Consider the following 25,577-nt stretch of genomic DNA (forward strand, 5'->3'; position numbering starts at 1 on the left):
GGCCTGAAGTGCGGTAACTAATTATCGCGGGCTAAAAAAGGAGCGGGCGCCACTGACGCCTGCTCCAGTTTTGTCATTTCACCTTTGGGTCAGGTCCCGGATTTGATCTTGGTCCAGGCCCGGGTGCGAGCCCGCTCGGCGTCGCGTGGTAATGGTTGCAAGGTGTACAGCGTGCCCATCGCCGCCTCTGTCGGGTACAGGTTCGGATTGTTGCGAATCGCCGGGTCGACCATTTCAGTGGCGTCCTTGTTCGGGTTCGGGTAACCGACAAAATCGCTGACCGGCGCGATCACCTGCGGTTGCAGCAGGTAGTTGATGAAGGTGTAGGCGTCTTGCGGGTTCTTCGCGCCTTTCGGGATGGCGAGCATGTCAAACCAGATCGGCGCGCCTTCTTTCGGGAGGCGCATGTCGACGGTTACGCCGTTTTTGGCTTCCTTGGCGCGGTTCGCGGCCTGGGAGAAACTGCCGGAATAACCGACGGCCACACAGATGTCGCCGTTGGCGATGTCGGCCATGTATTTGGAGGAGTGGAAGTAGGTGACGTATGGCCGAATTTTCATCAGCAATGCCTCAGCTTTCTCGTAATCCGCAGGCTTGTTGCTGTTTGGGTCGAGGCCAAGATGCGCCAGGGCGAGCGGCAGGATTTCCGACGGTGAATCGAGCAGGGCGACGCCACATTGTTTGAGCTTGCTGAGGTTCTCTTCCTTGAAGATCAGGTCCCAGCTGTCCACCGGCGCATTGTCGCCGAGCGCGGCTTTGATCTTGTCCGGGTTGAAGCCGATCAGGATGGTCCCGTACATGTACGGCACGGCGAATTTGTTGCCCGGGTCATTGGCCTCGATCAACTTCATCAGCTTGGGATCGAGGTGCTTCCAGTTCGGCAACTTGCTGCGATCCAACGGCTGGAATACTCCGGCTTCGATCTGCTTGGCGAGAAACACGTTGGACGGCACCACCACGTCGTAGCCGGAGTTGCCGGTCAGCAGCTTGGCTTCCAGCGCCTCGTTGGTGTCGAAGATGTCGTAGATCAGTTTGGTCTGGGTGTTCTGCGCCTTGAAGTCTTCCAGCGCTTTGGGCGTGATGTAGTCGAACCAGTTGTAGACGCGCAACGTTCGCTCTTCAGCCTGCGCCGCACCACTGAGCACCGCAGCGCAAAGCGCCGGCGCGATAAAACGCTTGAGTCTTTTCATTCTTTTCATTCCTCAGTGTGCGCTTTCAAAACCTTCGAGAACGTTCACGGCATTGATGCCGATTTCTTCCACAGCGTAGCCGCCTTCCATCACGAACAGAGTCGGTTTGCCGAGCTTGGCGATGCGTGCGCCCATGGCCAGATAATCGGGGCTGTCGAGCTTGAATTGCGAGATCGGATCATCCTTGAACGTATCGACACCCAAGGACACGACGACGATGTCTGCCGCGTAATGTTCGATCTGCTGACAGGCTTGGTCGAGCGCGGCGCTCCAAGTGTCCCAGCCGGAGCCGGCGGGCAAAGGGTAGTTGAAGTTGAAGCCTTCACCCGGCCCTTCGCCAAGCTCGTCTTCGTAGCCGAGGAAGAACGGAAACTCGGCTTCCGGATGGCCATGAATCGAGGTGAACAGCACGTCGCTGCGCTCGTAAAAAATCGATTGCGTGCCGTTGCCGTGATGGTAATCGACGTCGAGGATCGCGACTTTTTTGTGGCCCTGATCAATGAAGGCCTGTGCGGCGATGGCGGCGTTGTTGAGGTAGCAATAACCGCCCATCAAATCGCTGGCGGCGTGGTGCCCCGGTGGACGGCACAACGCGAAGGCACTGCGCGCGCCACGCTGGATTTCAGCCTGGGCAGTCAGCGCGACTTGCGCTGCACTGTAAGCAGCTTGCCAGGTGCCGGCGGTGATCGGTGCGCCGCCGTCGAAGCTGTAATAACCGAGTTGGCCGTGCAGGCTGGTCGGCATGATCCGGCGCAGGGTGCGGGCCGGCCAGGTGTAGGGCAGCAAATCGCCGTCGGTGTTGAACTCGGTCCAGCGCGCCCAGGCGCCTTTGAAAAAGTCGAGGTACTCGCGGCTGTGAACGCGCGCGATGGGGTCCACGCCGAAATCCGTGGGTTCCTGCACGGGGCCGAGGTTCTGGGTCTGTACGCGTTGCAGCACGTGATCGGCGCGCGACGGCATTTCGAAGCAGGGCATCAGTTGCCCGTCCATCAATTCACAACGGCCATGGTGCAGGTGGTGATCGTCCGAGTAGATCGTCAGCATTTTCTTGTTCTCCGCAGGCTGATTGACTGGCCTCCAGTCTTGTGGAGCACGGCGTTTGAGAGAACGGCAAGAAAGGCCAAAAGGGGATGGATATGGCCAAAAGGTTTGACCGAAATTCGCCCCTTCATGGCGCAAGAGTGCCTTCCTAAGGGGCACATTTTTGTAGGAGCCGGCTTGCTGGCGAAAAACGACGACGCGGTCTGCCTGATACACCACGTTGAAGGGATCGCCAGCAAGCCGGCTCCTACGGAGCTTATTACGGACGGAACTGACTCGGCGCCACGCCACTCCAGCGTACAAACGCATGGCGGAAACTCGCGGTCTCGCTGAAGCCCAGCGCCTCGGCGATCTGATAGATCGGCATGTGCTCTTCGCAGAGCATGTACTTGGCCTGCTCGAACCTCAGTTCATCGAGCAGTTCCTGATAACTGCAGCCCAGTTCCTTGAGGTGCCGTCGCAGGGTGCGCGCCGAGCAGTTCATCTGTTCGGCCAAGCCTTCGAGGCCGGGCGCGGCATTCAACTGCGCACTGAGTAACTGGCGGATTCGCCCGAGCCACAGCTGGCGGCCGGTGAATTCAGTGTTCTGTTTGCGGCAGCGCTCGATCATGGCCTGATGAGTGATCGCGTCGGCGAGCGGCAGAGGCTGATCAAGCCACTGTCTGTCGAAAGCGAAGGCGTTGTCCGGCGCGCCGAAGTGCAGCGGGCAATTGAAGTGCTCGCTGTAGCTCGCTTGATAATCGGGCGCGGTGTGTTCGAAGCGCGCACTCACCAGCGGCAACGAATGCCCGAGCAGGTCGTCGCAGATGACTTTCAGCGATACCAGACAAAACTCGGCGTTGAACACCGCCAGTGCCGGGTTTTCCCGGTAATCGGCAGCGACAAACCAAACACGCTCGCCATCCTCCTCAAGGCTCAGTTCGAAAAGTGTTCCCAACAGCGCCGGATAACGCATCGCCAACCGTAAAGCGTCACCGAAGGTGGCACTGGTCAGCAGCGCGTAGCCAAGCATGCCGTACGAGGAAACGTGCATGCGCCGGCCCAGTTCCAGGCCAATGTCACGCTTGAGCGCCACAGCGTTGGCGCACACTTGCATCTCTTGGTTGGTGGTGATGCGCGTATCTGCCCGGTTCAGATCCGCTGCACTGATACCGCTACCCGCGAGCAGCGCTTCGCTGGACAGGCCTTGGCCTTTGAAGGCGTTGAGCACCAGAGAAACAGCATTTAGGGTGGTGAGGTGGGAGTGGAGCATTCGGTCGTCCGGCTTTGGTCAGGCTTGAACCCATGCAACATTTGCGCCCATTTTATTGATATCTAATAAGAGCACCCAATAAAGAGAATTTTTAATTATATAATGCTCCTGTTGGCAGGATGTGGCTCCACGCCTGTTTATTTTGAAGTAGTTAAATTAATGAATCTACTGTCATAAGTGTCAGTTATTAGTGTAATTGGTTGCCGTTGGTCAGATCTCACTTGTGGCTTATTAGAGTGTTGGCTTTTATGCGTATTTTATTTGACCCAATGCCGAGAGGAGAGCTAGCGTGAAATTGCAACGCACATTTATTCTTACTTTCAGTGGGATGATGAAAATGGTTTCGCAAAAAATTGAAAAAAAATCAGGGCTTTTTGCAGGACAACTTAAAGTCACGATGGACAATCAGGAGTTTGTTTACTCGGCGTACAGTATAAGTGGTCTCGGTAATACGATGGAGGCAGTCTTTAATAGAGAAGGGGAGCCTCCTTCTAAAAACGGTGTCCAAATTAGAACGTTAACGGAAAATTATGGGAAGGAAGTTATCATACCCAACGGATCGACATGGCTGATATTATCTGTCGAGGGCGTACCCTATACGTCGGCGACTGGGAAATTAACGTTTAATTGTGATGATGAGTGCTATTCGGCACATGGTAGCTTTAGCATTCAGATGCCAAGTGGAAGTCCGTACGTCAACCTGACGGATGGGATTTTCAGTATTAATCCGTTCTAGCGCTGACAATGTAACCCTCTTTTAAAGAGAGTTACATTGTCAGCGCTAGCCCACTAAAATTAGTACGATTCAGACTCTATACAGATCACCTCACAGATCCAGTTCAATCAATTGCCGCACTTCAGCGGTTTCGAGCCCTGCCCCCATCAGTGCATGCATCTTGCCGAACGCCGCTTCGCGGGTCATGCCGCCACCTGACAATACGCCCACGCCACGCAACCGGCTGCCAGCCTCGTAGAGATCCAGCTCAACGCCGCCTTCATGGCACTGCGTTACCGCGACAACCACCACACCGTTGTCTCGCGCTCGCGAAAGCGCGGCGAGAAATGCCGGATTGTCGCTCGGCCCGGTACCGCTGCCATAGCACTCCAGCACCAGGCCCTGGATACCGCTGTTCAGCAAGCCATCCAGCTGCTCGGCGCCAATCCCGGGAAATAACGGCAGCACGGCAACGTTGGCCAGTTGTTTAGGCTGGTTGTAGTTGAGCTGCGGCGGCAGGGCCGTCGCTTTTGTTTCGCCACCCTGACGCGCCAGTAACTTGAACGGATGGCGCCCAAAACTGCGCACCTTCGCGCAGCGGGTCGGATCGAGCAATTCGCCGTGGAAATACAGGTGAACGCCCGGTGCCAAACCTTTCCCAAGGGCCACCAGCGCACCGCTGAGGTTTTCCCAGGCATCGCTGTCCGTCACGCCAGCGGGCAGCATGGAACCAGTGAAAACGACGCGAGCGTGCAGGCCGAGCAGTTGAAAACTCATGGCCGCGGCGCTGTAGGCGAGGGTGTCCGTGCCGTGAAGGATCAGCACGCTGTCGCAGCCTTGCACGTCAACAGCGTCGACGACCGCTTCGCGCAATTGCTGCCAGTAAGCCGGTGACATGTTCGCGCTGTCGATCAGCGGCGACATCTCGCGAAAGCGCCACTGCGGCACCACTAATTCAGGCTGGCTGTGCAGGTACTCGCGCATCCGCGCTTCGAAACCGGACGCCGGGGCCAGGCCGTTGGCGCTGGCCTGCATGCCGATGGTGCCACCGGTGTAGAGCACCATGACGTTTTGGGCGGCGGGGTAGGTCGAGGAATTCATTGCGCTCTCCGAAACAATGACTGCCCCTTGTGGGAGCGAGCCTGCTCGCGAATACATTCTTTCATTCAACATAGGTGTCGACTGATACAACGCTTTCGCGAGCAAGCCCGCCCCCACAGGGATTTTGCGCACTTTAACCGATCAGCGTTGCGCTGCGGGTACGCCTTGCGACTCGACATCAGCCTTGACTGCGGCAGCAGGCGGGTTGGCCGGCCAGGCTTTCAGATCCAGGTCCAGGTCCGGGAACTTGCTCGAATCAAATACCGGCGTCTTGATGCCAGCGGCGCGCTGGTCATCGTAGTCACGCAGCACGCGCATGGCGATCTTGAACAGCAGGAACAGTGCGATCAGGTTGACGAACGCCAGCATGGTCATGGTGATGTCGGCAAACGCGAACACTGTGCCAAGGTTTTCGATGGCGCCCCAATAGATCAGCACCAGTACCAGGGCGCGATAAGCCATCAGCGCCGCGCGGTTTTCACCGATCAGGAAACGCAGGTTGCTCTCGCCCAGGTAGTAGTTGTAGAGGATCGAGGTAAACACGAACAACGACAGCGCCACGGAGATGAAGCTGCGGCCCCAGTCACCGACCACGGCGGCCAGCGAGTTCTGTGTCAGGGCAATGCCGTCGCCTTCGAAGCCCGGGGTGTAGAAACCCGACAATAGAATCAACAACGCGGTGCAGGTGCAGATCACGAACGTATCGAGAAAAACGCTGAACGCCTGAACCACACCCTGCGCCACCGGGTGCTCGACCGACGCCACGGCGGCCACGTTTGGCGCGCTGCCCAGGCCCGCTTCGTTGGCGAACACGCCACGCTTAACGCCCATGATGATCGCGCTGCCGATCAGCCCGCCGAAAGCCTGATCCAGGCCAAAGGCACTTCTGACGATGGTCATCAGCATCGCCGGAACCTGGTCGAATTGCAGCACGATCACGTAAACGGTCACGCCGATGTACACCAGGGTTTTCACCGGTACCAGCAGGTCTGCGACCTTGGCGATGCGCTTGATCCCGCCGAAAAACACCAACCCCAGCAACACGGCCAGCACCGCACCCGAGTATGTCGGGTCAAGTTTGAAAGCATCCTGCAGCGAGTGAGTCACCGCGTGAGATTGCAGGCCGTTGAAGGCAAAACCGAAGGTCACCAGCAGCAGGAACGCCATGACCATGCCCAGCCAGCGTTTTTGCAAACCATGCTGAATGTAGTAGGAGGGGCCGCCGCGATAACTGCCATCGCTATCGCAGCGCTTATAGAGCTGGCCGAGGGAGCATTCGAAGAAGCTGCTGGACATGCCGACCAGCGCGGTGACCCACATCCAGAACACTGCGCCCGGGCCGCCCATGGTGACGGCGATGCCGACACCGGCAATGTTGCCCGCACCGACGCGACCGGCAAGGCTGAGCATCAGCGCCTGAAACGAGCTGAGCTGACCGGCGCTGCTTTTCAGGCTGTCGCGGAACACCGCGAACATGTGGAAAAAGTGGCGCAGTTGTACGAAACGCGAGCGGATCGTGAAGTAGCCACCGAGCCCGACAATGAGCACGATCAGTACTTTCTCTGAGAGGAAGCCGTTGATGACTTCGAGCATGGAGTATTCCTCGCTGTTTTTTATGTAAGCAGAAGCTGGATAGGCAGAAACATCGTGTTACACCGGTTTGCGCACGGCAAAACAGGCGAGGCAGAGGTTTCGTCCCGGTTCCAAATCGCGGGTTTGTTGTTAGTTCGGGTATCGCATGGGTTAAAGCCTCGTTACCGACGACCGCTCATACGAAGAGGGGCGGCACTATACCGATGCTTTCCTGTGGGAGCGAGCCTGCTCGCTCGCGGATCAGTCATCGCGGTATCGTAGGCGCCGTCTTGCTGGCGATGGTTGTTAACGATTACGCAAGCTGTCTGACTGAATACGGCGCACTAAAGTCCATCGCCAGCAAGCCGGCGCCTACAGGGCATCGCGTCTGAATAGTTAAAAAAAAGGGCCTGGGGAATAAATCCCCAAGCCCTCAAAAGGTGAGAGGTGTCTAGTCCCTCGACCTGGTGAGCGGTGATACATGTAACGTGTCGGTTCAGGCTTTAAGCGGAACCAGACGCGGAGCAATCATGTTTTCCGGGCGCAGGATGTCGGCGAGCATTTCTTCGTCGAGCAAGCCTTCTTCGCGCACCAGTTCCAGCACGCCGCGGCCGGTTTCCAGCGCGATGCGGGCGATGCGGGTGGCGTTTTCATAGCCGATGTACGGATTCAGCGCGGTGACCAGGCCGATCGAGTGTTCGACCAGCTCACGGCAGCGTGCTTCGTTAGCGGTGATGCCGACGATGCAATGTTCGCGCAGCATGTCCATGGCGCGTTGCAGCAGGCGGATCGAGTCGAAAATCTTGAACGCGATCAGCGGCTCCATCACGTTCAGTTGCAGCTGGCCGCCTTCGGCCGCGATGGTCAGCGCCAGGTCGTTGCCGATGATCTGGAACGCGACCTGGTTGACCGCTTCCGGGATGACCGGGTTGACCTTGCCGGGCATGATCGAGCTGCCTGGCTGACGCGCCGGCAAGTTGATTTCGTTGATACCGGTGCGTGGTCCGCTGGACAGCAGGCGCAAGTCGTTGCAGATCTTCGACAGCTTGACCGCGGTGCGCTTGAGCATGCCGGAGAACAGCACGAAGGCGCCCATGTCGGACGTGGCTTCGATCAGGTCGGCGGCAGGCACCAGCGGTTGGCCGCTGATCAAGGCCAGACGCTGAACGGCCAGGTGCTGATAACGCGGGTCAGCGTTGATGCCGGTGCCGATCGCGGTGCCACCCAGGTTCACTTCAGTCAGCAGCTCTGGGGCGAGAGTTTTCAAACGCCCCAGGTCTTCGCCCAACGTGGTGGCGAAGGCACGGAATTCCTGACCGAGGGTCATCGGCACCGCATCCTGCAGCTGGGTACGGCCCATCTTCAGGACGTGGCCGAATTCTTCGCCTTTGGCGGCGAATGCCTGAATCAGGCTGTCGAGGCTGGCCAGTAACGCGTCGTGACCGAGCAGCAGACCCAGGCGGATCGCGGTCGGGTAGGCGTCGTTGGTCGACTGCGCCATGTTCACGTCGTTGTTCGGGTGCAGGTATTGGTATTCGCCCTTCTGGTGACCCATGGCCTCCAGCGCGATGTTGGCGATGACTTCGTTGGCATTCATGTTGGTTGAAGTGCCGGCGCCGCCTTGAATCATGTCGACCACGAACTCTTCGTGGAAGTCGCCGCGGATCAATCGTGCACAGGCTTCGCTGATGGCAGCGTGCTTGGCTTCGCTCAGATGACCCAGCTCACGGTTGGCGTCAGCGGCGGCCTGTTTGACCATCGCCAGGCCGACGACCAGCTTCGGGTAATGCGAAATCGGGACGCCGGAGAGACGGAAGTTGTTCACCGCTCGCAGGGTCTGGATGCCGTAATACGCTTGAGCCGGTACTTCAAGTACGCCAAGCAAGTCTTTTTCTGTGCGGAATGATGCAGCGGAGGACATGATAGAAATCATCTCGATAAGAACCCGGTCTGTGCCGGAACACTGCAAATGCTAGGCTTGTAGAGATTTTTCGGCCAATGCTGTTAAACACTGGCCTATGCACATTCGGCATAATGCCCATGTGACGCCGTGATCGCGGCGAGCGTGTGACCTAATTTGGTGCGTGTCCGGGAGGACGTGATGAATCTGGAAAGTAAATGGCTTGAGGATTTCAGTGCTCTGGCCGCCACCCGCAGCTTCTCCCAGGCAGCCGAGCGACGTTTCGTCACGCAACCGGCGTTCAGTCGGCGTATCCGTAGCCTGGAAGCCGCGCTGGGGTTGCAACTGGTCAACCGCTCGCGCACGCCGATCGAGCTGACCGCGGCGGGGCAATTGTTTCTGGTGACCGCGCGAACCGTGGTCGAACAACTCGGGGAAGTGCTGCGTCATCTTCATCACCTTGAGGGCGGGCAGGGCGAAGTGATGCAAGTTGCTGCCGCGCATTCTCTGGCGCTGGGATTCTTTCCGCGCTGGATCGCACAATTGCGCAATGAAGGCCTGAACATCGCCACGCGTCTGGTGGCCACCAACGTCGGCGATGCAGTGCATGCGCTGCGTGAAGGCGGCTGCGATTTGATGCTGGCCTTCTATGACCCGGATGCAGCGATGCAGATGGACCCGGAAATCTTCCCGTGGCTGCACCTCGGTCAGACCGAGATGCTGCCGGTCTGCGCTGCGGATGCCAACGGCAAGCCGCTGTTCGATCTGGAAGGGGACGGCAGTGTGCCGTTGCTTGCTTACAGCGCTGGAGCGTTCCTCGGGCGTTCGGTGAACCTGTTGCTGCGCCAGCGCGGGCTGCGCTTCACCACCATCTACGAAACCGCCATGGCCGACAGCCTGAAAAGCATGGCGCTGGAAGGGTTGGGGATCGCCTGGGTACCGCAGCTCAGCGTGCGGGCGGAGTTGGCGCGCGGCGAACTGGTGGTCTGCGGTGGGCCGCAATGGCATGTGCCGCTGGAGATTCGTTTGTACCGCTGCGCGCTGGTGCGCAAGGCGAATGTGCGGTTGTTGTGGCGCAAGCTGGAAGGCGGCGCGGCCCAGACACCCACCGGACTGTAGGAGCCGGCTTGCAGGCGATCCAGTCGATTCGGTCCGTCTGTCACACCGCGTTGACTGGATCGCCAGCAAGCCGGCTCCTACAGGGTGGTGGTGTTTTGCCTGACCTTCCAGTCAATAAAACCGGGCTTTTGCGCCGTATGACAGATGGTCGCCATGGGGGCTGTTTATTGGCTTCATTGCGGTATACTGCGCGGCCTTCGGCCGGCTCGACTGGCCAAAATTCGTACAACAAGCCACGCTTTTTTGCGTGGCTTGTTGTTTTTTGACGCGCCTGCGGGCGCCCAGAGAGAAGAGGCACGACGATGAGTGCACTGGTTGGCGTGATCATGGGCTCCAAGTCCGATTGGTCCACCCTTAGCCACACCGCCGATATGCTGGAAAAGCTCGGCATCCCTTACGAGGTGAAAGTGGTTTCTGCCCACCGCACCCCGGACCTGCTGTTCCAGTACGCCGAAGAGGCCGAAGCGCGTGGCATCGAGGTGATCATCGCCGGTGCCGGTGGCGCGGCCCATCTGCCAGGCATGTGTGCGGCCAAAACCCACCTGCCGGTGCTGGGCGTTCCGGTGCAGTCGTCAATGCTCTCGGGCGTCGATTCGCTGCTCTCCATCGTGCAGATGCCAGCGGGTATCCCGGTTGCCACCCTGGCCATCGGCAAGGCCGGCGCGATCAACGCCGCGCTACTGTCGGCGAGCATTCTGGGCGCCAAGCATCCGCAGTACCACGAGGTGCTGAAAACCTTCCGCGCTGAGCAGACAGACAGCGTTCTGGACAATCCAGACCCACGCATCGCCTGAGGTTGTTGACGATGAAGATCGGTGTAATCGGTGGCGGCCAGTTGGGTCGCATGTTGGCGCTGGCGGGCACTCCGCTGGGCATGAACTTCGCTTTCCTGGACCCTGCGCCAGACGCTTGCGCAGCCGCGTTGGGCGAACACTTGCGCGCCGATTACGGCGATCAGGATCACCTGCGTCAGCTGGCCGATGAAGTCGATCTGGTGACCTTCGAGTTCGAAAGCGTCCCGGCGGAAACCGTCGCATTCCTCTCGCAATTCGTGCCGGTCTACCCGAGCGCCGAAGCGCTGCGCATCGCCCGTGATCGCTGGTTCGAGAAAAGCATGTTCAAGGACCTGGGCATTCCGACGCCTGCGTTCGCTGACATTCAGTCGCAAGCTGATCTAGACGCCGCAGTAACTGCGATCGGTCTGCCCGCCGTGCTGAAAACCCGCACGCTGGGTTACGACGGCAAGGGCCAGAAAGTCCTGCGCAAGCCTGAAGATGTGGTCGACACATTCGCCGAACTAGGCAGCGTTGCCTGCCTGCTGGAAGGCTTCGTGGCCTTCACCGGTGAAGTGTCGCTGATCGCTGTACGTGCTCGCGATGGTGAAACGAAGTTCTATCCGCTGGTTCACAACACCCATGACAGCGGCATTCTCAAGCTGTCCGTAGCCAGTACCGATCATCCGCTGCAAGCGCTCGCGGAAGATTATTCCAGCCGCGTGCTCACGCAGCTGAATTATGTCGGCGTGATGGCGTTCGAGTTCTTTGAAGTTGACGGCGGCCTCAAGGCCAACGAAATCGCCCCGCGCGTGCACAACTCCGGGCACTGGACCACCGAAGGCGCCGAATGCAGCCAGTTCGAAAACCACTTGCGGGCGGTGGCCGGCCTGCCGCTGGGTTCGACCGCCAAGGTCGGCGAGAGCGCGATGCTCAACTTCATCGGTAAAGTGCCAGACACCGAAAAGGTCCTGGCCATCGCCGATTGCCATCTGCATCACTACGGCAAGGCCTTCAAGGTTGGCCGCAAAGTGGGTCACGCCAACCTGCGTTGTGCAGACCGTGAAACCCTGGCTGAGCAGATCCTCAAGGTCGAAGCGCTCATCGCCGAATAGTTTCTGCAGACATCGGCGGAACCATTCCGGGGCCGCCGTTCTCTCATGGCAGGATGCCAAAGTCTGACTAGGCTTTCGCATAGCTAATCAATCAGAGGGGAATGTCATGGGAATTATCGGAACCATCTTTATCGGCTTGATCGTCGGCCTGCTGGCCCGGTTCCTGAAACCGGGTGATGACAGCATGGGTTGGATCATGACCATCCTGCTCGGTATCGGCGGTTCGCTGGCGGCTACATATGGCGGCCAGGCGCTGGGCATCTATCGCGCGGGCGAAGGTGCAGGCTTCCTGGGTGCGCTGGTTGGCGCCGTGGTGCTGCTGGTGATCTACGGTTTGATCAAGAAGCGCTGATCCAGGCGACAAAGCCCTCTCTGCCAAACGCGCGGGGAGGGCTAGAATGCTCGGCGTTTTACAGTCCTTTCTTCTGCCGAGCACCTTCATGCGCCATCTTTTACTGACCTTCCTTTTACTGGGTTCGGGCTATGCCCACGCCGGCGACCTGCCAGAAACCGACTGGCTGGAGCTGATGCCCAAGTCGGACCAGAAGGCCCTCGAGGCCATGCCCGAAATCGATCACGACTCGCCCGAAGCCAACGGCACCTTTACCGAAAAAGGTGGCATGAAGCAGAGCAAGGGTTTGCCGGCCGTGATGTATTCGACCAAAACCGTGGCGTCGATGAACGACAGGAATATTCGTCTGGGTGGCTATCCGGTGCCACTGGAGTCCGATGCTGCAGGACGCAGCACCTTGTTTTTCCTCGTGCCCTACCCGGGCGCCTGCATCCACGTGCCACCGCCACCGCCTAACCAACTGGTGTTGGTGCGTTATCCGAAAGGGTTGAAGCTGGAGGATATCTACACGCCGTTGTGGGTGACCGGCACGCTGAAGGTCGAGAAGGTCAGCAATGACCTGGCTGACGCGGCGTATGCGCTGGATGCTGCGACAGTCAGAGTGGTGCAGGAATCGGATTTGTAGCAGCCTGCAACGATCAAAATGTAGGAGTGAGCCTGCTCGCGATGGGGCTGAGTCAGTCGACACTTGAGTCGGCTGACCCGGCGCTATCGCGAGCAGGCTCACTCCTACTTTGGTTTTGCGGTGTTGCTTACAGAGGCTTGCTACCGATGCTGACGCCGAGGGTATGGCTCGCACCCCGCGCCAGCGTGACCACGTCATCCATCACATTCGCCGTCTCGATGCACAGCATCCGCTGCCAGCCGTCATCCGCCATATCGCTGAACGCCGCCGCGCGATCAATCCATGGGTTCCAGATCACGGCCGAACGCGATCCGCTGCTGGTCAGCTCGACGCGCCGTTCCCACGCCGGATCAACAATGCTCAGCAGCGCAGGCGTATCAAGATAGATCCGATCAGTCTCGCCGGTAAACCGCAGGTCACCGACCTGAGGCTTGAGCTTCCAGTCTTCCAGCGTCTCGATGTAACTCAGACCATTCACGCCTTCAACATGCACATTGCGCACATCGCTGACGGCGAAATAGCTGTGCAGCGCCTGGCTGATGGTGACCTCGTCGGCCCCTTGGTTAAGACTGGTCAGGCTGATGTGCAGTTGCTCGTCCAGACGAATGCTCAACTTCAAGTCCACCTGGTGCGGCCAGCCCGGCAACCCGCCTTCGGGGTAGGGCAGGACGAACTCCACCTTCAGGCTTTCACCTTCGGTTTCGATGCTGCCCAGTTCCCAGTCCATCGCGCGTACCAGACCGTGAGCCGGCGGCTCCTCATGACTGACGCGCATCGCTTGAACGCTTTGCGGGTTGCGCGCGAGATTGCCGAACCACGGCCAGCACACCGGCACACCGGCGCGGATGCTTTTGCCGGTCTTGAACACGGCTTCGTCGTTGAGCCAGATCAGCGGCGGCTGGCCGGCCAGCTGATAACTGAGGATGTGCGCGCCCTGTTGGGCGACCAGCAATTCCGCCTGACCGTGGCGAATGCGCCAGCAGTTCAGGTCATCCAGTTTCATGGCTTCAACGTTGGGCGTGCTCATGGGGGCAACTCTCGATCAGGAACAATGACTGCAATGGACCGCGAAACGGTCGCTGCGTTTAACGCTGCCTGGTTTAACGAGCTCTGGACGGCACGGAGCGGGTGCGACCGCTGCCATCGATGGCGACAAACACGAACACCGCCTCGGTCACTTTGCGCCATTCGCTGGACAGTGGATCGTCGCTCCACACTTCAACCATCATCTGGATCGAGCTACGGCCGATTTCCAGCGCCTGGGTATAAAAGGAGAGCTGGGCGCCGACGGCCACCGGGACCAGAAACGCCATGCGATCGATGGCAACCGTCGCCACGCGCCCGCCAGCCACTTTGCTGGCCATTGCGGTGCCGGCCAGATCCATCTGCGCCACCAGCCAGCCACCGAAAATATCGCCAAAGCCATTGGTTTCGCGAGGGAGCGCGGTAATTTGCAGGGCCAGGTCGCCTTGCGGGATTGGATCTTCTTGTTCGAGCTCTATCATGCCGGGGGTGCCTCTGACCCGTGACTCTTCATTGGTATTGCGGATAAGTAGCCGTCTTGGAAAAACGATCCAGCCCCGAACATACGCTGTTCGTAGTGTTTTTCGTAAGGCGCCCGAAGGGAAACTCTGCGAAATCGCCTGTGAAGCGGGCAGGCGTTTTCGCACAGCAACCCTTTCAAACTGTTGCAGGACCGCGAGTATATCGGTCGGTTGACTCCGAGACGACCGTCCGGTTCTGATTTTGACCGTCTATTACGCACCTTCATGTGCTTTTTCGAACAATTTGTTATCGTGCCGGACCTGCCCAAGCCTCGGCCAGCGTTGTCGGGGTTGCAGATTCGACTATAAGAGAAGCCCTTGCCATGACCACAGCGCCCTCGAGCGTCGCGCAACCGACACAGCCCGCGCGTCCATTGACCCGCAATGACTACAAGACTTTATCGCTGTCCGCCCTGGGCGGCGCGCTGGAGTTCTACGACTTCATCATTTTCGTGTTCTTCGCCACGGTGGTCGGCAAGCTGTTCTTCCCGGCGGACATGCCAGAGTGGCTGCGGCTGATGCAGACCTTCGGCATCTTCGCCGCCGGCTACCTGGCGCGGCCGCTGGGCGGCATTGTCATGGCGCATTTCGGTGATTTGCTAGGGCGCAAGAAGATGTTCACCCTGAGCATCTTCATGATGGCGGTACCGACCCTGATCATGGGTTTGCTGCCGACGTATGCGCAGATCGGCATGTGGGCGCCGATCCTGTTGCTGCTGATGCGGGTGATTCAGGGCGCGGCGATCGGCGGTGAAGTGCCGGGCGCGTGGGTCTTCGTTTCCGAACATGTACCGCAGCGACACATAGGCTACGCCTGCGGCACCCTGACCAGTGGTTTGACGGCGGGCATCCTGCTGGGCTCACTGGTCGCGACGGCGATCAACAGCATTTATACACCGGCGGAAGTCTCGGATTACGCCTGGCGCATCCCGTTCCTGCTGGGCGGTGTGTTTGGCCTGTTCTCGGTGTACCTGCGTCGCTGGCTGCACGAGACACCGGTGTTCGCCGAGCTGCAATTGCGTAAAGCCCTGGCGGAAGAGGTGCCGCTGCGCGCCGTGTTGCGTGATCATCGCGGGGCGATCCTGATTTCGATGCTGCTGACCTGGTTGCTGTCCGCCGGTGTCGTGGTGCTGATCCTGATGACGCCGACTGTGCTGCAGACGGTCTACCACTTTTCGCCAACCACGGCGCTGCAGTCCAACAGCATCGCGATCTTGTTCCTGAGCATCGGCTGCATCATCGCCGGCGCCCTGGCGGACCGCATCGGCGCGGGCAAAGTACTTGCAATCGGTTGCGCCGGGCTGCTGGTCAGTTCCTGGACGTTTTATCACAGCCTGGCAGATCATCCGGACTGGCTGTTCCCGCTGTACGCATTGACCGGTTTTCTGGTGGGCACGATAGGGGCGGTGCCGTACGTGATGGTCAAAGCGTTCCCGCCCGTGGTGCGGTTCAGCGGTTTATCGTTCTCGTACAACGTTGCCTACGCGATCTTCGGCGGTTTGACGCCGATGATCGTCAGCCTGCTCCTGAAAGAAAGCCCGATGGGGCCTGCTTATTACGTGGCCGTGCTGTGCGGTGTGGGGATTGCGGTGGGTGGGTATCTTTGGAAGAAGGGGCGTTAGGCCAGCGCTTTGCATCGACGGCGCTGGCCCCCATCGCGAGCAGGCTCGCTCCCACCGGTTTTGTGTACGCCGCAAATCCCCTGTGGGAGCGAGCCTGCTCGCGATGAACGATCACGCGGTACAACGCTAGACACTCAATAGTGGCCTTTCATCCAATTGTCATATTTCAGCCATAGAGTGTTCACACGGCCTGCTGATACTTGGCCCCGACTTAAACACCCTATCTGCTAGGAGTAAGGCATGAAACTGAAGCGTTTGATGGCGGCAATGACTTTCGTCGCTGCTGGCGTTGCGACTGCCAACGCGGTTGCCGCTGTTGACCCTGCTATTCCGGGCTACACCAAGACCACTGGTGTGTCGGGCAACCTGTCCAGCGTCGGTTCCGATACCCTGGCCAACCTCATGACCCTCTGGGCCGAGAACTACAAAAAAGAATACCCGAACGTAAACATCCAGATTCAGGCCGCCGGTTCGTCCACCGCGCCACCTGCGTTGACTGAAGGCACCGCTAACCTGGGCCCGATGAGCCGCAAGATGAAGGACAACGAGCTGCAAGCCTTCGAAACCAAATACGGCTACAAGCCAACCGCTATCCCGGTGGCCGTGGACGCCCTGGCGGTATTCGTACACAAGGACAACCCGATCAAGGGTCTGAGCATGGAACAAGTCGATGCGATTTTCTCTTCGACGCGTCTGTGCGGCGGTAAAGCCGACGTAAAAACCTGGGGTGATCTGGGTGTGACTGGCGATCTGGCGAACAAGCCGGTGCAACTGTTCGGTCGTAACTCGGTATCCGGCACTTACGGCTATTTCAAAGAAGAAGCCCTGTGCAAAGGCGACTTCAAGGCCAACGTGAACGAACAACCAGGTTCTGCTTCGGTTGTGCAATCGATCAGCTCTTCGCTGAACGGCGTAGGCTACTCGGGCATCGGTTACAAGACCGCCAGCGTGAAGACAGTGGCTCTGGCCAAGAAAGGCAGCACTGAGTACATCGAAGACACCGAAGAAAACGCCCTGAACGGCAAGTACCCGCTGTCGCGTTTCCTCTACGTTTACGTCAACAAGGCTCCGAACAAGCCTCTGGCTCCGCTGGAAGCTGAGTTCATCAAGCTGGTTCTGTCCAAGCAAGGTCAGGAAGTTGTAGTGAAAGACGGCTACATCCCGCTGCCAGCCAAAGTCGCTGCCAAAGCACTGGCTGACCTGGGCCTGCAGGAAGGCGGCAGCGTAGTAAAGAAGTAAAAACCTAGGTCCGGGTTAACCCCCGGATTTTTGTAGGAGCCGGCTTGCTGGCGATGGCCTCACCCCGGTGAGACCGTCCGACCAAGTCGACAGAATCGCCAGCGAGCCGTCTCCTACAACCCGAATTCTCAATCCGCTGCCTGTCCATACACGCGGCGGATTTGTCGCGTCACTGCACTGTCATCTTTCTGTCATACAGGATCGCTAGGGTGTGCGCATGAATGATCTGGCCAATGCTCCCATGACTACAAATCCCCCCAAGCGAATTGATTTCAATACGCCTGAGTTGCAACGCAAGCGCCGTATTCGCGCGCTCAAGGATCGCTTCACGCGCTGGTACGTCCTGATTGGCGGCCTCGCGGTGCTGGCAGCGATCACCCTGATCTTCTTCTTCCTCGCTTACGTGGTTGCGCCGCTGTTCAAAGGTGCCGACCTGGAAGTGCAGGACGCGATTACGCCGGCCTGGATGCAGGATGCTGGCAAGCCGCTGATGATTTCCCTGGAAGAACAGAATCAGGTTGCCATGCGCGTGTCCGACAAGGGCCAGGCATTGTTCTTTGCTATCGACAGCGGCGCCGAACTCAAGCGCGTCGACCTGCCGGTGCCAGCCGGGGCCAGCGTTACCGCCATCGGCAAAGACCAGCCCGGCCAACCGCTGGTAGCGGTGGGTTTTTCCAACGGTCAGGCGCTGGTGTTCCGTCACACCTATAAAGTCTCCTACCCCGACGGCAAGAAAACCATTTCACCGGCGATCGAATACCCTTACGGCGAGGCGCCGATTGCGCTGAACGAGGCGGGTGGTGCGCTGGAGCACGTCAGCCTCAACGCTACCGATTCGACCCTGATGCTGGTCGGTTCCACCGGTTCGCAACTTAATGTTCTATCGCTCACCAGCGAAGAGAACATGATGACGGGCGAAGTGACCAACGAGCAGCAGCGCATTGATTTGCCGCAGATGACCGAGCCGGTGAAGAACATCTTCGTCGACCCGCGCCAACAGTGGCTGTACGTGATCAACGGTCGTGCTCAAGCCGACGTGTTCAGCCTGCGCGACAAGAGTCTCAACGGTCGCTACAAACTGCTCGAGAACGGCGATGACCAGATCACTGCCAGTGCTCAGCTGGTAGGCGGCATCTCGTTGATTCTCGGTGACTCCAAGGGCGGTCTGGCCCAATGGTTCATGGCGCGTGACGCGGATGGCGAATCGCGCTTGAAGCAGATCCGCACCTTCCAGATGGGCACCACACCGATCGTTGAAATCACTGCCGAAGAACGCCGCAAAGGTTTCGTCGCGCTGGACGCGTCCGGCAAGCTCGGCGTGTTCCACAGCACCGCTCACCGCACCCTGCTGGTGGATCAAGTGGTCGATGGCCAGGGCCTGTTTGGTCTGTCGCCACGGGCCAACCGGATCATCGTGGAGCAGGGCGGCAAGCTGCAACCGTTGCTGCTGGAGAACCCGCACCCGGAAGTTTCCTGGAGCGCGCTGTGGAGCAAGGTCTGGTACGAAAACTACGACGAGCCTAAATACGTCTGGCAATCGACCGCCGCCAACACCGATTTCGAACCCAAGATGAGCCTGGCACCACTGACCTTCGGTACGCTGAAGGCTGCGTTCTACGCCATGCTGCTCGCCGCGCCACTGGCCGTTGCCGCCGCCATCTACACCGCTTATTTCATGGCCCCGAGCCTGCGCCGCAAGGTCAAGCCGGTCATTGAATTGATGGAAGCGATGCCGACGGTGATCCTCGGTTTCTTCGCGGGCCTGTTCCTCGCGCCTTACGTCGAAGGGCATCTGCCGGGCATCTTCAGCCTGTTGATGTTGTTGCCGATCGGCATTCTGGTGGCTGGTTTCATCTTCAGTCGCCTGCCTGAATCGATCCGCCTGAGAGTGCCTGAAGGCTGGGAAAGCGCGATTCTGATCCCGGTTATCCTGTTCATAGGCTGGCTCTCGCTGTACATGAGCCCGTACATGGAAAACTGGTTCTTCGGCGGCGACATGCGCATGTGGATCTCCCACGACCTGGGCATCACCTACGACCAGCGCAACGCACTGGTGGTGGGCCTGGCCATGGGCTTTGCGGTGATCCCGAACATCTATTCGATTGCCGAAGACGCCGTATTCAGCGTACCGCGTGGCTTGACCCTCGGTTCCCTGGCCCTCGGTGCCACACCGTGGCAGACCATGACGCGGGTGGTGATCCTTACCGCCAGCCCGGGTATTTTCTCGGCGCTGATGATCGGCATGGGCCGTGCCGTCGGGGAAACCATGATCGTGCTGATGGCCACCGGCAACACCCCGGTCATGGAAATGAACCTGTTCGAAGGTCTGCGCACGCTGGCGGCCAACGTCGCGGTGGAAATGCCCGAATCGGAAGTCGGCGGCAGCCACTACCGCGTGCTGTTCCTCTCGGCGCTGGTGCTGCTGTTGTTCACCTTCGTCATGAACACCCTCGCAGAACTGATTCGTCAGCGTCTGCGCAAGAAATACTCGTCGCTTTAAGAAAGGTAGAAGTCTGTGAAACAGAACTCCCTGAACGGATGGTTCAAGAGCGGCGCCCCGGGCGTCTGGATCAGCGGTGGCGCGGTGTCCATCTCGGTCATCATGACCATTGGCCTGCTGGCAGTGATTGCCGTGCGCGGTCTGGGTCATTTCTGGCCGGCGGACCTGGTGCACGCCAGCTACGACGTGCCGGGCCAGGCCAATCACCTGGTGATCGGCGAAGTGGTGCAGAAAGAGCAAGTGCCGCGCGAGCGCCTCAAAAGCGCGGGCCTGCCGGTGCCGGACGAAGGCCCGGAGTTCATGACCCGCGAGCTGATCAAGGTCGGCAACCGTGACCTGAACGGCAACGACTTCACCTGGATCGTCGGCGAGTGGCTGACCAATCAGACGACGCCGCCGGAGTTGATGGCCATCGAACGTCGCGAGTGGGGTAACTTTTACGGTTACCTGGTCAACGTCAAAGAGGGTGGCAAAGTCATCGCTGAAGGCGAAGCGGCGTGGCCGGAGCTGCAGGCCCGTGTTGCTCGCGTCAACGAGCTCGCGGCTCAACTCAAGACCCTGGAGAAGGTCGACATTGGCGCCATCAACGCCGGGCTCGAACGCATCCGTTTGCAGGGTCGCAAGCTGGAACTCTCCGGTGGCGTCGACGCCGCTGCACAAGCAGACATGGACGCCGATCGCGCTGAACTGAACGCTCGCTATCAGGACATCGAAGCGCGCCTGGCCGATTTGCATGCCCAGTTCAACCGCGACAGCCTCACCGCCCGCGATGCCAACGGCAAAGAAGTGGTGATCGAGATCGGCAAAGTGGTTCACGCTTTTCAGCCGAACGCGATGGGCACATTCACCAAGATCCGCTTCTACTTCAGCAAGGTCTGGGAGTTCCTGAGCGACGATCCGCGAGAAGCGAACACTGAAGGCGGCATCTTCCCGGCGATCTTCGGTACCGTGATGATGACGTTGATCATGGCGATGATCGTGACGCCGTTCGGCGTACTGGCAGCGGTTTACCTACGGGAGTACGCCAAACAGAACGCATTGACCCGGATCATCCGCATCGCGGTGAACAACCTGGCCGGTGTGCCGGCGATCGTTTACGGTGTGTTCGGCCTGGGCTTCTTCGTGTACGTGCTGGGCGGCTCGGTCGACCGCTTGTTCTTCCCGGAAGCATTGCCGGCGCCGACCTTCGGTACACCGGGCCTGCTCTGGGCTTCCCTGACCCTGGCGCTGCTGGCGGTGCCGGTGGTGATCGTCGCCACGGAAGAAGGCCTGGCGCGGATTCCGCGCACTGTGCGTGAGGGCTCGCTGGCGCTTGGCGCCACCAAAGCGGAAACCTTGTGGAAAATTGTGCTGCCAATGGCCAGCCCGGCGATGATGACCGGCATGATTCTCGCTGTAGCGCGTGCCGCGGGTGAAGTGGCGCCGCTGATGCTGGTGGGCGTGGTGAAGCTGGCGCCGTCGCTGCCGCTGGATGGCAACTACCCGTACCTTCACCTTGACCAGAAGATCATGCACCTTGGCTTCCATATTTATGACGTCGGCTTCCAGAGCCCTAACGTTGAAGCCGCGCGGCCGCTGGTGTACGCCACAGCGTTCCTGCTGGTGCTGGTGATCGCGACACTGAACCTGTCGGCCGTCTACATCCGAAATCACCTGCGCGAAAAATACAAAGCGCTGGATGGTTGATTTCATGGGCGCCGCTGCCCCTTGTGGGAGCTGGCTTGCCTGCGATGCAGACGACGCGCAGTAGCACCGCAGTGATGCCATCGCAGGCAAGCCAGCTCCCACAGGGATCGGCGCCAGACACAGATTTTGAGTAACCCGCTGGCCAGGCCAGCGGCCACCGAACCAAATTGTCAGCACAGGGGAGCCTCCCATGCAGCACGAAACTCATACTCACGGCATCAACATGTCGGCGCTGGGTCGCGACAAGCAGAGCCTGAACCTCGAGCAGGAAACCGTGGCCATCGAAGTGCCGGGCCTGAACCTGTTCTACGGCGACAAACAAGCGCTGTACGACGTCAGCCTGAACATTCCGAAACAGCGCGTGACCGCTTTCATCGGGCCGTCCGGCTGCGGCAAGTCAACGCTGTTGCGTACGTTCAACCGCATGAACGATCTGGTCGACGGCTGCCGCGTTGAAGGCGCGATCAATCTGTATGGCAACAACATCTACCGTAAGGGCGAAGACGTTGCCGAGTTGCGTCGTCGCGTCGGCATGGTGTTTCAGAAGCCTAACCCGTTCCCGAAAACCATCTACGAGAACGTGGTGTACGGCCTGCGCATCCAGGGCATCAACAAGAAGCGCATTCTCGATGAAGCCGTCGAGTGGGCGTTGAAAGGCGCGGCGCTGTGGGACGAGGTCAAAGACCGTTTGCATGAATCGGCACTGGGCTTGTCCGGTGGTCAACAGCAACGTCTGGTCATCGCGCGCACCATCGCCGTAGAGCCGGAAGTGCTGCTGCTCGACGAACCTTGCTCGGCACTCGACCCGATCTCGACACTGAAAGTCGAAGAGCTGATCTACGAACTGAAATCTAAGTTCACCATCGTCATCGTGACCCACAACATGCAGCAGGCCGCGCGGGTTTCCGACTACACGGCGTTCATGTACATGGGCAAACTGGTGGAATTCGGCGATACCGACACCCTGTTCACCAATCCGGCGAAGAAGCAGACCGAAGACTACATTACCGGTCGCTATGGCTAGTTGAGGCAGCTTCAAGCCGCAAGTTTCAAGCGGCAAGAGAGCAGCGGTGCGATATCAGGACTTGTACATAACTGCTTGAAGCTTGCAGCTTGAAGCTTGCAACTTTCGCGGAGCGAAACAGATGATTAGTAAAGAAGGCCTTACCCACCACATTTCCGCGCAGTTCAACGCCGAACTTGAGGAAGTGCGCAGCCACCTCCTGGCCATGGGCGGGCTGGTGGAGAAGCAGGTCAATGACGCGGTGACCGCGCTGATTGAGGCCGACTCCGGCCTGGCTCAACAGGTTCGCGAAATCGACGACCAGATCAATCAGATGGAACGCAACATCGACGAGGAATGCCTGCGCATTCTCGCTCGTCGTCAGCCTGCGGCCTCTGACTTGCGGCTGATCATCAGCATCTCCAAGTCGGTCATCGACCTGGAGCGCATCGGTGACGAAGCGACCAAGATCGCCCGTCGCGCCATTCAGTTGTGTGAAGAAGGCGAAGCGCCGCGCGGTTACGTCGAGGTGCGTCACATCGGCGATCAGGTGCGTAACATGGTTCGCGATGCGCTGGACGCTTTTGCCCGCTTTGACGCTGATCTGGCCCTGTCGGTTGCGCAATACGACAAGATCATCGACCGCGAATACAAAACCGCACTGCGTGAACTCGCCACCTACATGATGGAAGACCCGCGCTCTATCTCGCGGGTTCTGAGCATTATCTGGGTGCTGCGTTCGCTGGAGCGCATCGGCGACCACGCCCGTAATATCTCCGAACTGGTGATTTACCTGGTGCGCGGCACCGACGTACGTCACTTGGGCCTCAAGCGCATGAAGGAAGAAGTTGAAGGCACAAGTGGCGAAAACGCTAATGTTCCGGGCGTAGCGGACGATAAGTAAGATTGCCCAACTAAAGCGCCCGGCCTTTTGGCCGGGCGTTTTCGTTTACGGGTTTACGAATTCGAATGCAGCGCCCGCGAACGAAAGTCCCGGCGTGACTGAAGCTTTTTGGCAATGTGCCATCAGACAAGGCGGTATCCTTGCCGGGATTTTTTAAAGGGGTGATGGATGAGTAAGGTCAGTGTGTTGGTCGTGGACGATGCGTCGTTCATTCGTGACCTGGTAAAAAAATGCCTGCGCAATTATTTTCCGGGCATTCACATAGAAGACGCGGTCAACGGCAAGAAAGCTCAGTCAATTCTGGCGCGAGAAGCGTTCGACCTGGTCCTGTGCGACTGGGAAATGCCGGAAATGTCCGGCCTGGAACTGCTGACTTGGTGTCGCGAGCAGGACAACCTCAAGACCATGCCTTTCGTGATGGTGACCAGTCGTGGCGATAAAGAGAACGTCGTCCAGGCGATTCAGGCCGGCGTTTCCGGCTATGTCAGCAAGCCCTTCACCAACGAACAACTGCTGACCAAGGTCAAGCAGGCGCTGAACAAGGTCGGCAAACTCGACACCTTGATGAACAGCGCTCCAACCAAGATGAACTCGGCGTTCGGCAACGACTCCCTCAGTGCACTGACCGGTGGCAAGCCTGCCGTGGCCGGCGCACCTGCAACGCCTGCGCCCGTAGCTGCCGCCAGACCTGCCGCTGCTGCCCCTGCCGCAGCGGCCAGCGTGGCGTCCCGAGGCTTGCTCAACAGCCAACCGGTGAAGGCACCCGCTGCCTCTTCGGCGCCTTCCAGCGGCCGTGGCCAAGGCCAGCTGCGTTTGCCAAACGGCATTCAGCAATGCGTGATCAAGGCCCTCAGCCTCAAGGAGGCCTTGTTGGTGGTGAAACGCACCGAGGCGCTGCCGCAAATCCTCGACAGCGCCGTGCTCGATATGGAGCAGGGCGACAATGCCGAGGTCGCGCGTTTAAATGGCTACCTGCACGCCATTGTTGCGTTCGAGCAGAAGCCGGACAGCGACTGGCTGCAGCTGACGTTCCGCTTCGTCGATCAGGATGCGCAGAAGCTCGATTACATCTCGCGCCTGATCGCACGCGGTACTGCGCAGAAGCATTTCATTCCGGGCGCGTAATCTTCGTCGCCTGCCAGAGCGCTTCTCGGGCAAGCCGTGCTCCCACAGGGCAATGACATCCACTGTGGGAGCGAGTGAGGCCGCAATCCGACTTGCCCGCGAAGCGGCCGTCACTTCACCGCTCATCTCCCGGTCTGGCCATTTGAAACATCTACCCACTGCTCAGGTCCTTCGCACCTGCTAGGCTCCAACCCAAGTCTTACTCGACAGATACCTGCCCATGCTCGCGCGCCTGTTGTTGTTCTGTGGTCTGTACATGGCCTGCACGTCGGCCCTGGCCATGACCATCTACAAGTCCAAAGATGCCAATGGCGTGGTCTCCTACAGCGACCGCCCCACGAAAGGCTCAAAGGTGTTCGTTTTTCGTGATCGCATGGACGAAAACCTTGAACGGCAGGTGTACCTCGACATCCAGAAGCAGAAGGGTGCGGACAGTGTGTTCGTGCGCAACGACCTGTACGCGCCGGTCGAGATCGAATTGAGTTTCTCCGGTCTGAGGAACGTCAGCGGCGCCCCGAGCCGGCCGATCCGGCGGGTGATGCCGGCGCGCAGCAGGATCCGCCTGGCGCTGCTGACGCCCAAACAGACCGGTCGGCCGCTCGTGTATGTGCCGAAGTTCGAATATTCCCTGGGCGACCCCTCAGGCGCCGTCATGGCCTATCGATACCCGCTGCCATGGCGCGGTGGCCCCTTTCGCCTGAGCCAGGGCGCCAACGGCCAATACAGCCACTACGGCCCGAAAAACCGCTACGCCATGGACATCGCCATGCCCGAGGGCACGCCGATTATCGCGGCGCGCGGCGGCATCGTCGTGAAAACCGAGAATAAACAGACCGGTCGCGGCACTGATCCGTCGGGCAATTTCGTGCGAGTGCTGCACGATGACGGCACGATGGGCGTCTATCTGCACCTGCAACGGGGTTCGGTCAGCGTTCGGGAGGGCCAGCGGGTGTCGGTGGGCAGTGCCTTGGCGCTGTCAGGCAACACCGGCAACAGTAGCGGGCCGCACCTGCATTTCGTGGTGCAGCGCAATACCGGGCTGGGGCTGGTATCGATCCCGTATCAGTTCGCTCAACCGATGGGCAGCCTGCCCAACTTTGCGTTGGGCAAACAATAAGGGCTACACAGATCACCTGTGGAGGGGAGATACATCTGTGGTAAGGGATATATCTGTGGTGAGGGGATTTATCCCCGTTGGA

Annotated in this window: 22 protein-coding genes; 14 read left to right on the top strand and 8 right to left on the bottom strand. The window is 59.3% G+C overall.

The features are described 5' to 3' along the window. Positions 1-89 precede the first annotated feature (89 nt). The 3 genes from DU29_RS0103230 to DU29_RS0103240 form a co-directional block, all read right to left on the bottom strand. A complete protein-coding gene (locus DU29_RS0103230; protein ID WP_028620413.1) occupies positions 90-1,190 on the bottom strand; it encodes a polyamine ABC transporter substrate-binding protein in 1,101 nt (366 codons plus the stop codon). Positions 1,191-1,202: 12 nt separating this feature from the next. Beyond that, positions 1,203-2,234, bottom strand: a complete 1,032-nt coding sequence (locus DU29_RS0103235) for a histone deacetylase family protein (RefSeq protein WP_028620414.1) — start codon at positions 2,232-2,234, stop codon at positions 1,203-1,205. A 256-nt stretch (positions 2,235-2,490) separates the two neighbouring features. Continuing rightward, positions 2,491-3,483 (bottom strand): AraC family transcriptional regulator, encoded by a 993-nt coding sequence (locus DU29_RS0103240; RefSeq protein WP_028620415.1) that lies wholly within the window; start codon positions 3,481-3,483, stop codon positions 2,491-2,493. 289 nt (positions 3,484-3,772) lie between these two features. Between DU29_RS0103240 and DU29_RS0103245 the strand changes: the two genes are divergently transcribed. Continuing rightward, a complete protein-coding gene (locus DU29_RS0103245; protein WP_028620416.1) occupies positions 3,773-4,219 on the top strand; it encodes a hypothetical protein in 447 nt (148 codons plus the stop codon). A gap of 90 nt (positions 4,220-4,309) precedes the next feature. On the opposite strand, the gene DU29_RS0103250 is transcribed toward DU29_RS0103245, so the two are convergent. The 3 genes from DU29_RS0103250 to aspA form a co-directional block, all read right to left on the bottom strand. Next, complete coding sequence (locus DU29_RS0103250) at positions 4,310-5,299, bottom strand: asparaginase (protein WP_028620417.1); 990 nt, start codon at positions 5,297-5,299, stop codon at positions 4,310-4,312. A gap of 141 nt (positions 5,300-5,440) precedes the next feature. Next, positions 5,441-6,892: an alanine/glycine:cation symporter family protein gene (locus DU29_RS0103255; protein ID WP_028620418.1), complete on the bottom strand. Its 1,452-nt coding sequence runs from the start codon at positions 6,890-6,892 to the stop codon at positions 5,441-5,443. Between the two features lie 475 nt (positions 6,893-7,367). Then, on the bottom strand, positions 7,368-8,792 hold the full coding sequence (gene aspA, locus DU29_RS0103260; protein ID WP_028620419.1) for an aspartate ammonia-lyase: 1,425 nt from the start codon (positions 8,790-8,792) through the stop codon (positions 7,368-7,370). Between the two features lie 180 nt (positions 8,793-8,972). Here aspA and DU29_RS0103265 point away from each other — a divergent pair, with 180 nt between their 5' ends. The 5 genes from DU29_RS0103265 to DU29_RS0103285 all read left to right on the top strand — a co-directional run bounded on the left by DU29_RS0103265 (position 8,973) and on the right by DU29_RS0103285 (position 12,755). Further along, positions 8,973-9,890 carry a LysR substrate-binding domain-containing protein gene (locus tag DU29_RS0103265; RefSeq protein WP_028620420.1) on the top strand — a complete coding sequence of 306 codons (918 nt, stop codon included), beginning with the start codon at positions 8,973-8,975 and terminating at the stop codon, positions 9,888-9,890. Positions 9,891-10,192: 302 nt separating this feature from the next. Further along, positions 10,193-10,684 carry a 5-(carboxyamino)imidazole ribonucleotide mutase gene (gene purE, locus DU29_RS0103270; protein WP_028620421.1) on the top strand — a complete coding sequence of 164 codons (492 nt, stop codon included), beginning with the start codon at positions 10,193-10,195 and terminating at the stop codon, positions 10,682-10,684. Between the two features lie 11 nt (positions 10,685-10,695). After that, positions 10,696-11,778 carry a 5-(carboxyamino)imidazole ribonucleotide synthase gene (locus DU29_RS0103275; protein ID WP_028620422.1) on the top strand — a complete coding sequence of 361 codons (1,083 nt, stop codon included), beginning with the start codon at positions 10,696-10,698 and terminating at the stop codon, positions 11,776-11,778. Between the two features lie 106 nt (positions 11,779-11,884). Continuing rightward, the gene (locus DU29_RS0103280; RefSeq protein WP_028620423.1) at positions 11,885-12,130 is read left to right on the top strand and encodes a GlsB/YeaQ/YmgE family stress response membrane protein; all 246 of its coding nucleotides are present in this window, start codon (positions 11,885-11,887) and stop codon (positions 12,128-12,130) included. A gap of 88 nt (positions 12,131-12,218) precedes the next feature. Next, a complete protein-coding gene (locus DU29_RS0103285; RefSeq protein ID WP_028620424.1) occupies positions 12,219-12,755 on the top strand; it encodes a DUF3299 domain-containing protein in 537 nt (178 codons plus the stop codon). 127 nt (positions 12,756-12,882) lie between these two features. Here the strand turns inward: DU29_RS0103285 and DU29_RS0103290 are convergent, their stop codons facing one another. Both DU29_RS0103290 and DU29_RS0103295 read right to left on the bottom strand, forming a co-directional pair. Then, positions 12,883-13,782, bottom strand: a complete 900-nt coding sequence (locus DU29_RS0103290; RefSeq protein ID WP_028620425.1) for a D-hexose-6-phosphate mutarotase — start codon at positions 13,780-13,782, stop codon at positions 12,883-12,885. Positions 13,783-13,855: 73 nt separating this feature from the next. Beyond that, entirely contained in the window at positions 13,856-14,260 is a 405-nt protein-coding gene (locus tag DU29_RS0103295) for an acyl-CoA thioesterase (RefSeq protein WP_003176975.1), read from the bottom strand. A 362-nt stretch (positions 14,261-14,622) separates the two neighbouring features. Between DU29_RS0103295 and DU29_RS0103300 the strand changes: the two genes are divergently transcribed. The 8 genes from DU29_RS0103300 to DU29_RS0103335 all read left to right on the top strand — a co-directional run bounded on the left by DU29_RS0103300 (position 14,623) and on the right by DU29_RS0103335 (position 25,495). After that, positions 14,623-15,921 carry an MFS transporter gene (locus tag DU29_RS0103300; protein ID WP_028620426.1) on the top strand — a complete coding sequence of 433 codons (1,299 nt, stop codon included), beginning with the start codon at positions 14,623-14,625 and terminating at the stop codon, positions 15,919-15,921. 240 nt (positions 15,922-16,161) lie between these two features. Continuing rightward, positions 16,162-17,160, top strand: a complete 999-nt coding sequence (locus DU29_RS0103305; protein ID WP_028620427.1) for a phosphate ABC transporter substrate-binding protein PstS family protein — start codon at positions 16,162-16,164, stop codon at positions 17,158-17,160. Positions 17,161-17,377: 217 nt separating this feature from the next. Further along, on the top strand, positions 17,378-19,660 hold the full coding sequence (locus DU29_RS0103310) for an ABC transporter permease subunit (RefSeq protein WP_028620428.1): 2,283 nt from the start codon (positions 17,378-17,380) through the stop codon (positions 19,658-19,660). Positions 19,661-19,675: 15 nt separating this feature from the next. Then, positions 19,676-21,346, top strand: a complete 1,671-nt coding sequence (gene pstA, locus DU29_RS0103315) for a phosphate ABC transporter permease PstA (RefSeq protein WP_028620429.1) — start codon at positions 19,676-19,678, stop codon at positions 21,344-21,346. Between the two features lie 190 nt (positions 21,347-21,536). After that, positions 21,537-22,370: a phosphate ABC transporter ATP-binding protein PstB gene (pstB, locus tag DU29_RS0103320; protein ID WP_028620430.1), complete on the top strand. Its 834-nt coding sequence runs from the start codon at positions 21,537-21,539 to the stop codon at positions 22,368-22,370. A 121-nt stretch (positions 22,371-22,491) separates the two neighbouring features. Beyond that, entirely contained in the window at positions 22,492-23,253 is a 762-nt protein-coding gene (gene phoU / locus DU29_RS0103325; protein ID WP_028620431.1) for a phosphate signaling complex protein PhoU, read from the top strand. A 168-nt stretch (positions 23,254-23,421) separates the two neighbouring features. After that, positions 23,422-24,378, top strand: coding sequence for a response regulator (locus DU29_RS0103330; protein WP_028620432.1), 957 nt, complete (start codon positions 23,422-23,424; stop codon positions 24,376-24,378). Positions 24,379-24,598: 220 nt separating this feature from the next. Next, the gene (locus DU29_RS0103335; protein ID WP_028620433.1) at positions 24,599-25,495 is read left to right on the top strand and encodes a peptidoglycan DD-metalloendopeptidase family protein; all 897 of its coding nucleotides are present in this window, start codon (positions 24,599-24,601) and stop codon (positions 25,493-25,495) included. The last annotated feature ends 82 nt before the right edge of the window (positions 25,496-25,577 follow it).

This window comes from Pseudomonas sp. Ant30-3 (assembly GCF_000690905.1).
Taxonomy (GTDB): domain Bacteria; phylum Pseudomonadota; class Gammaproteobacteria; order Pseudomonadales; family Pseudomonadaceae; genus Aquipseudomonas.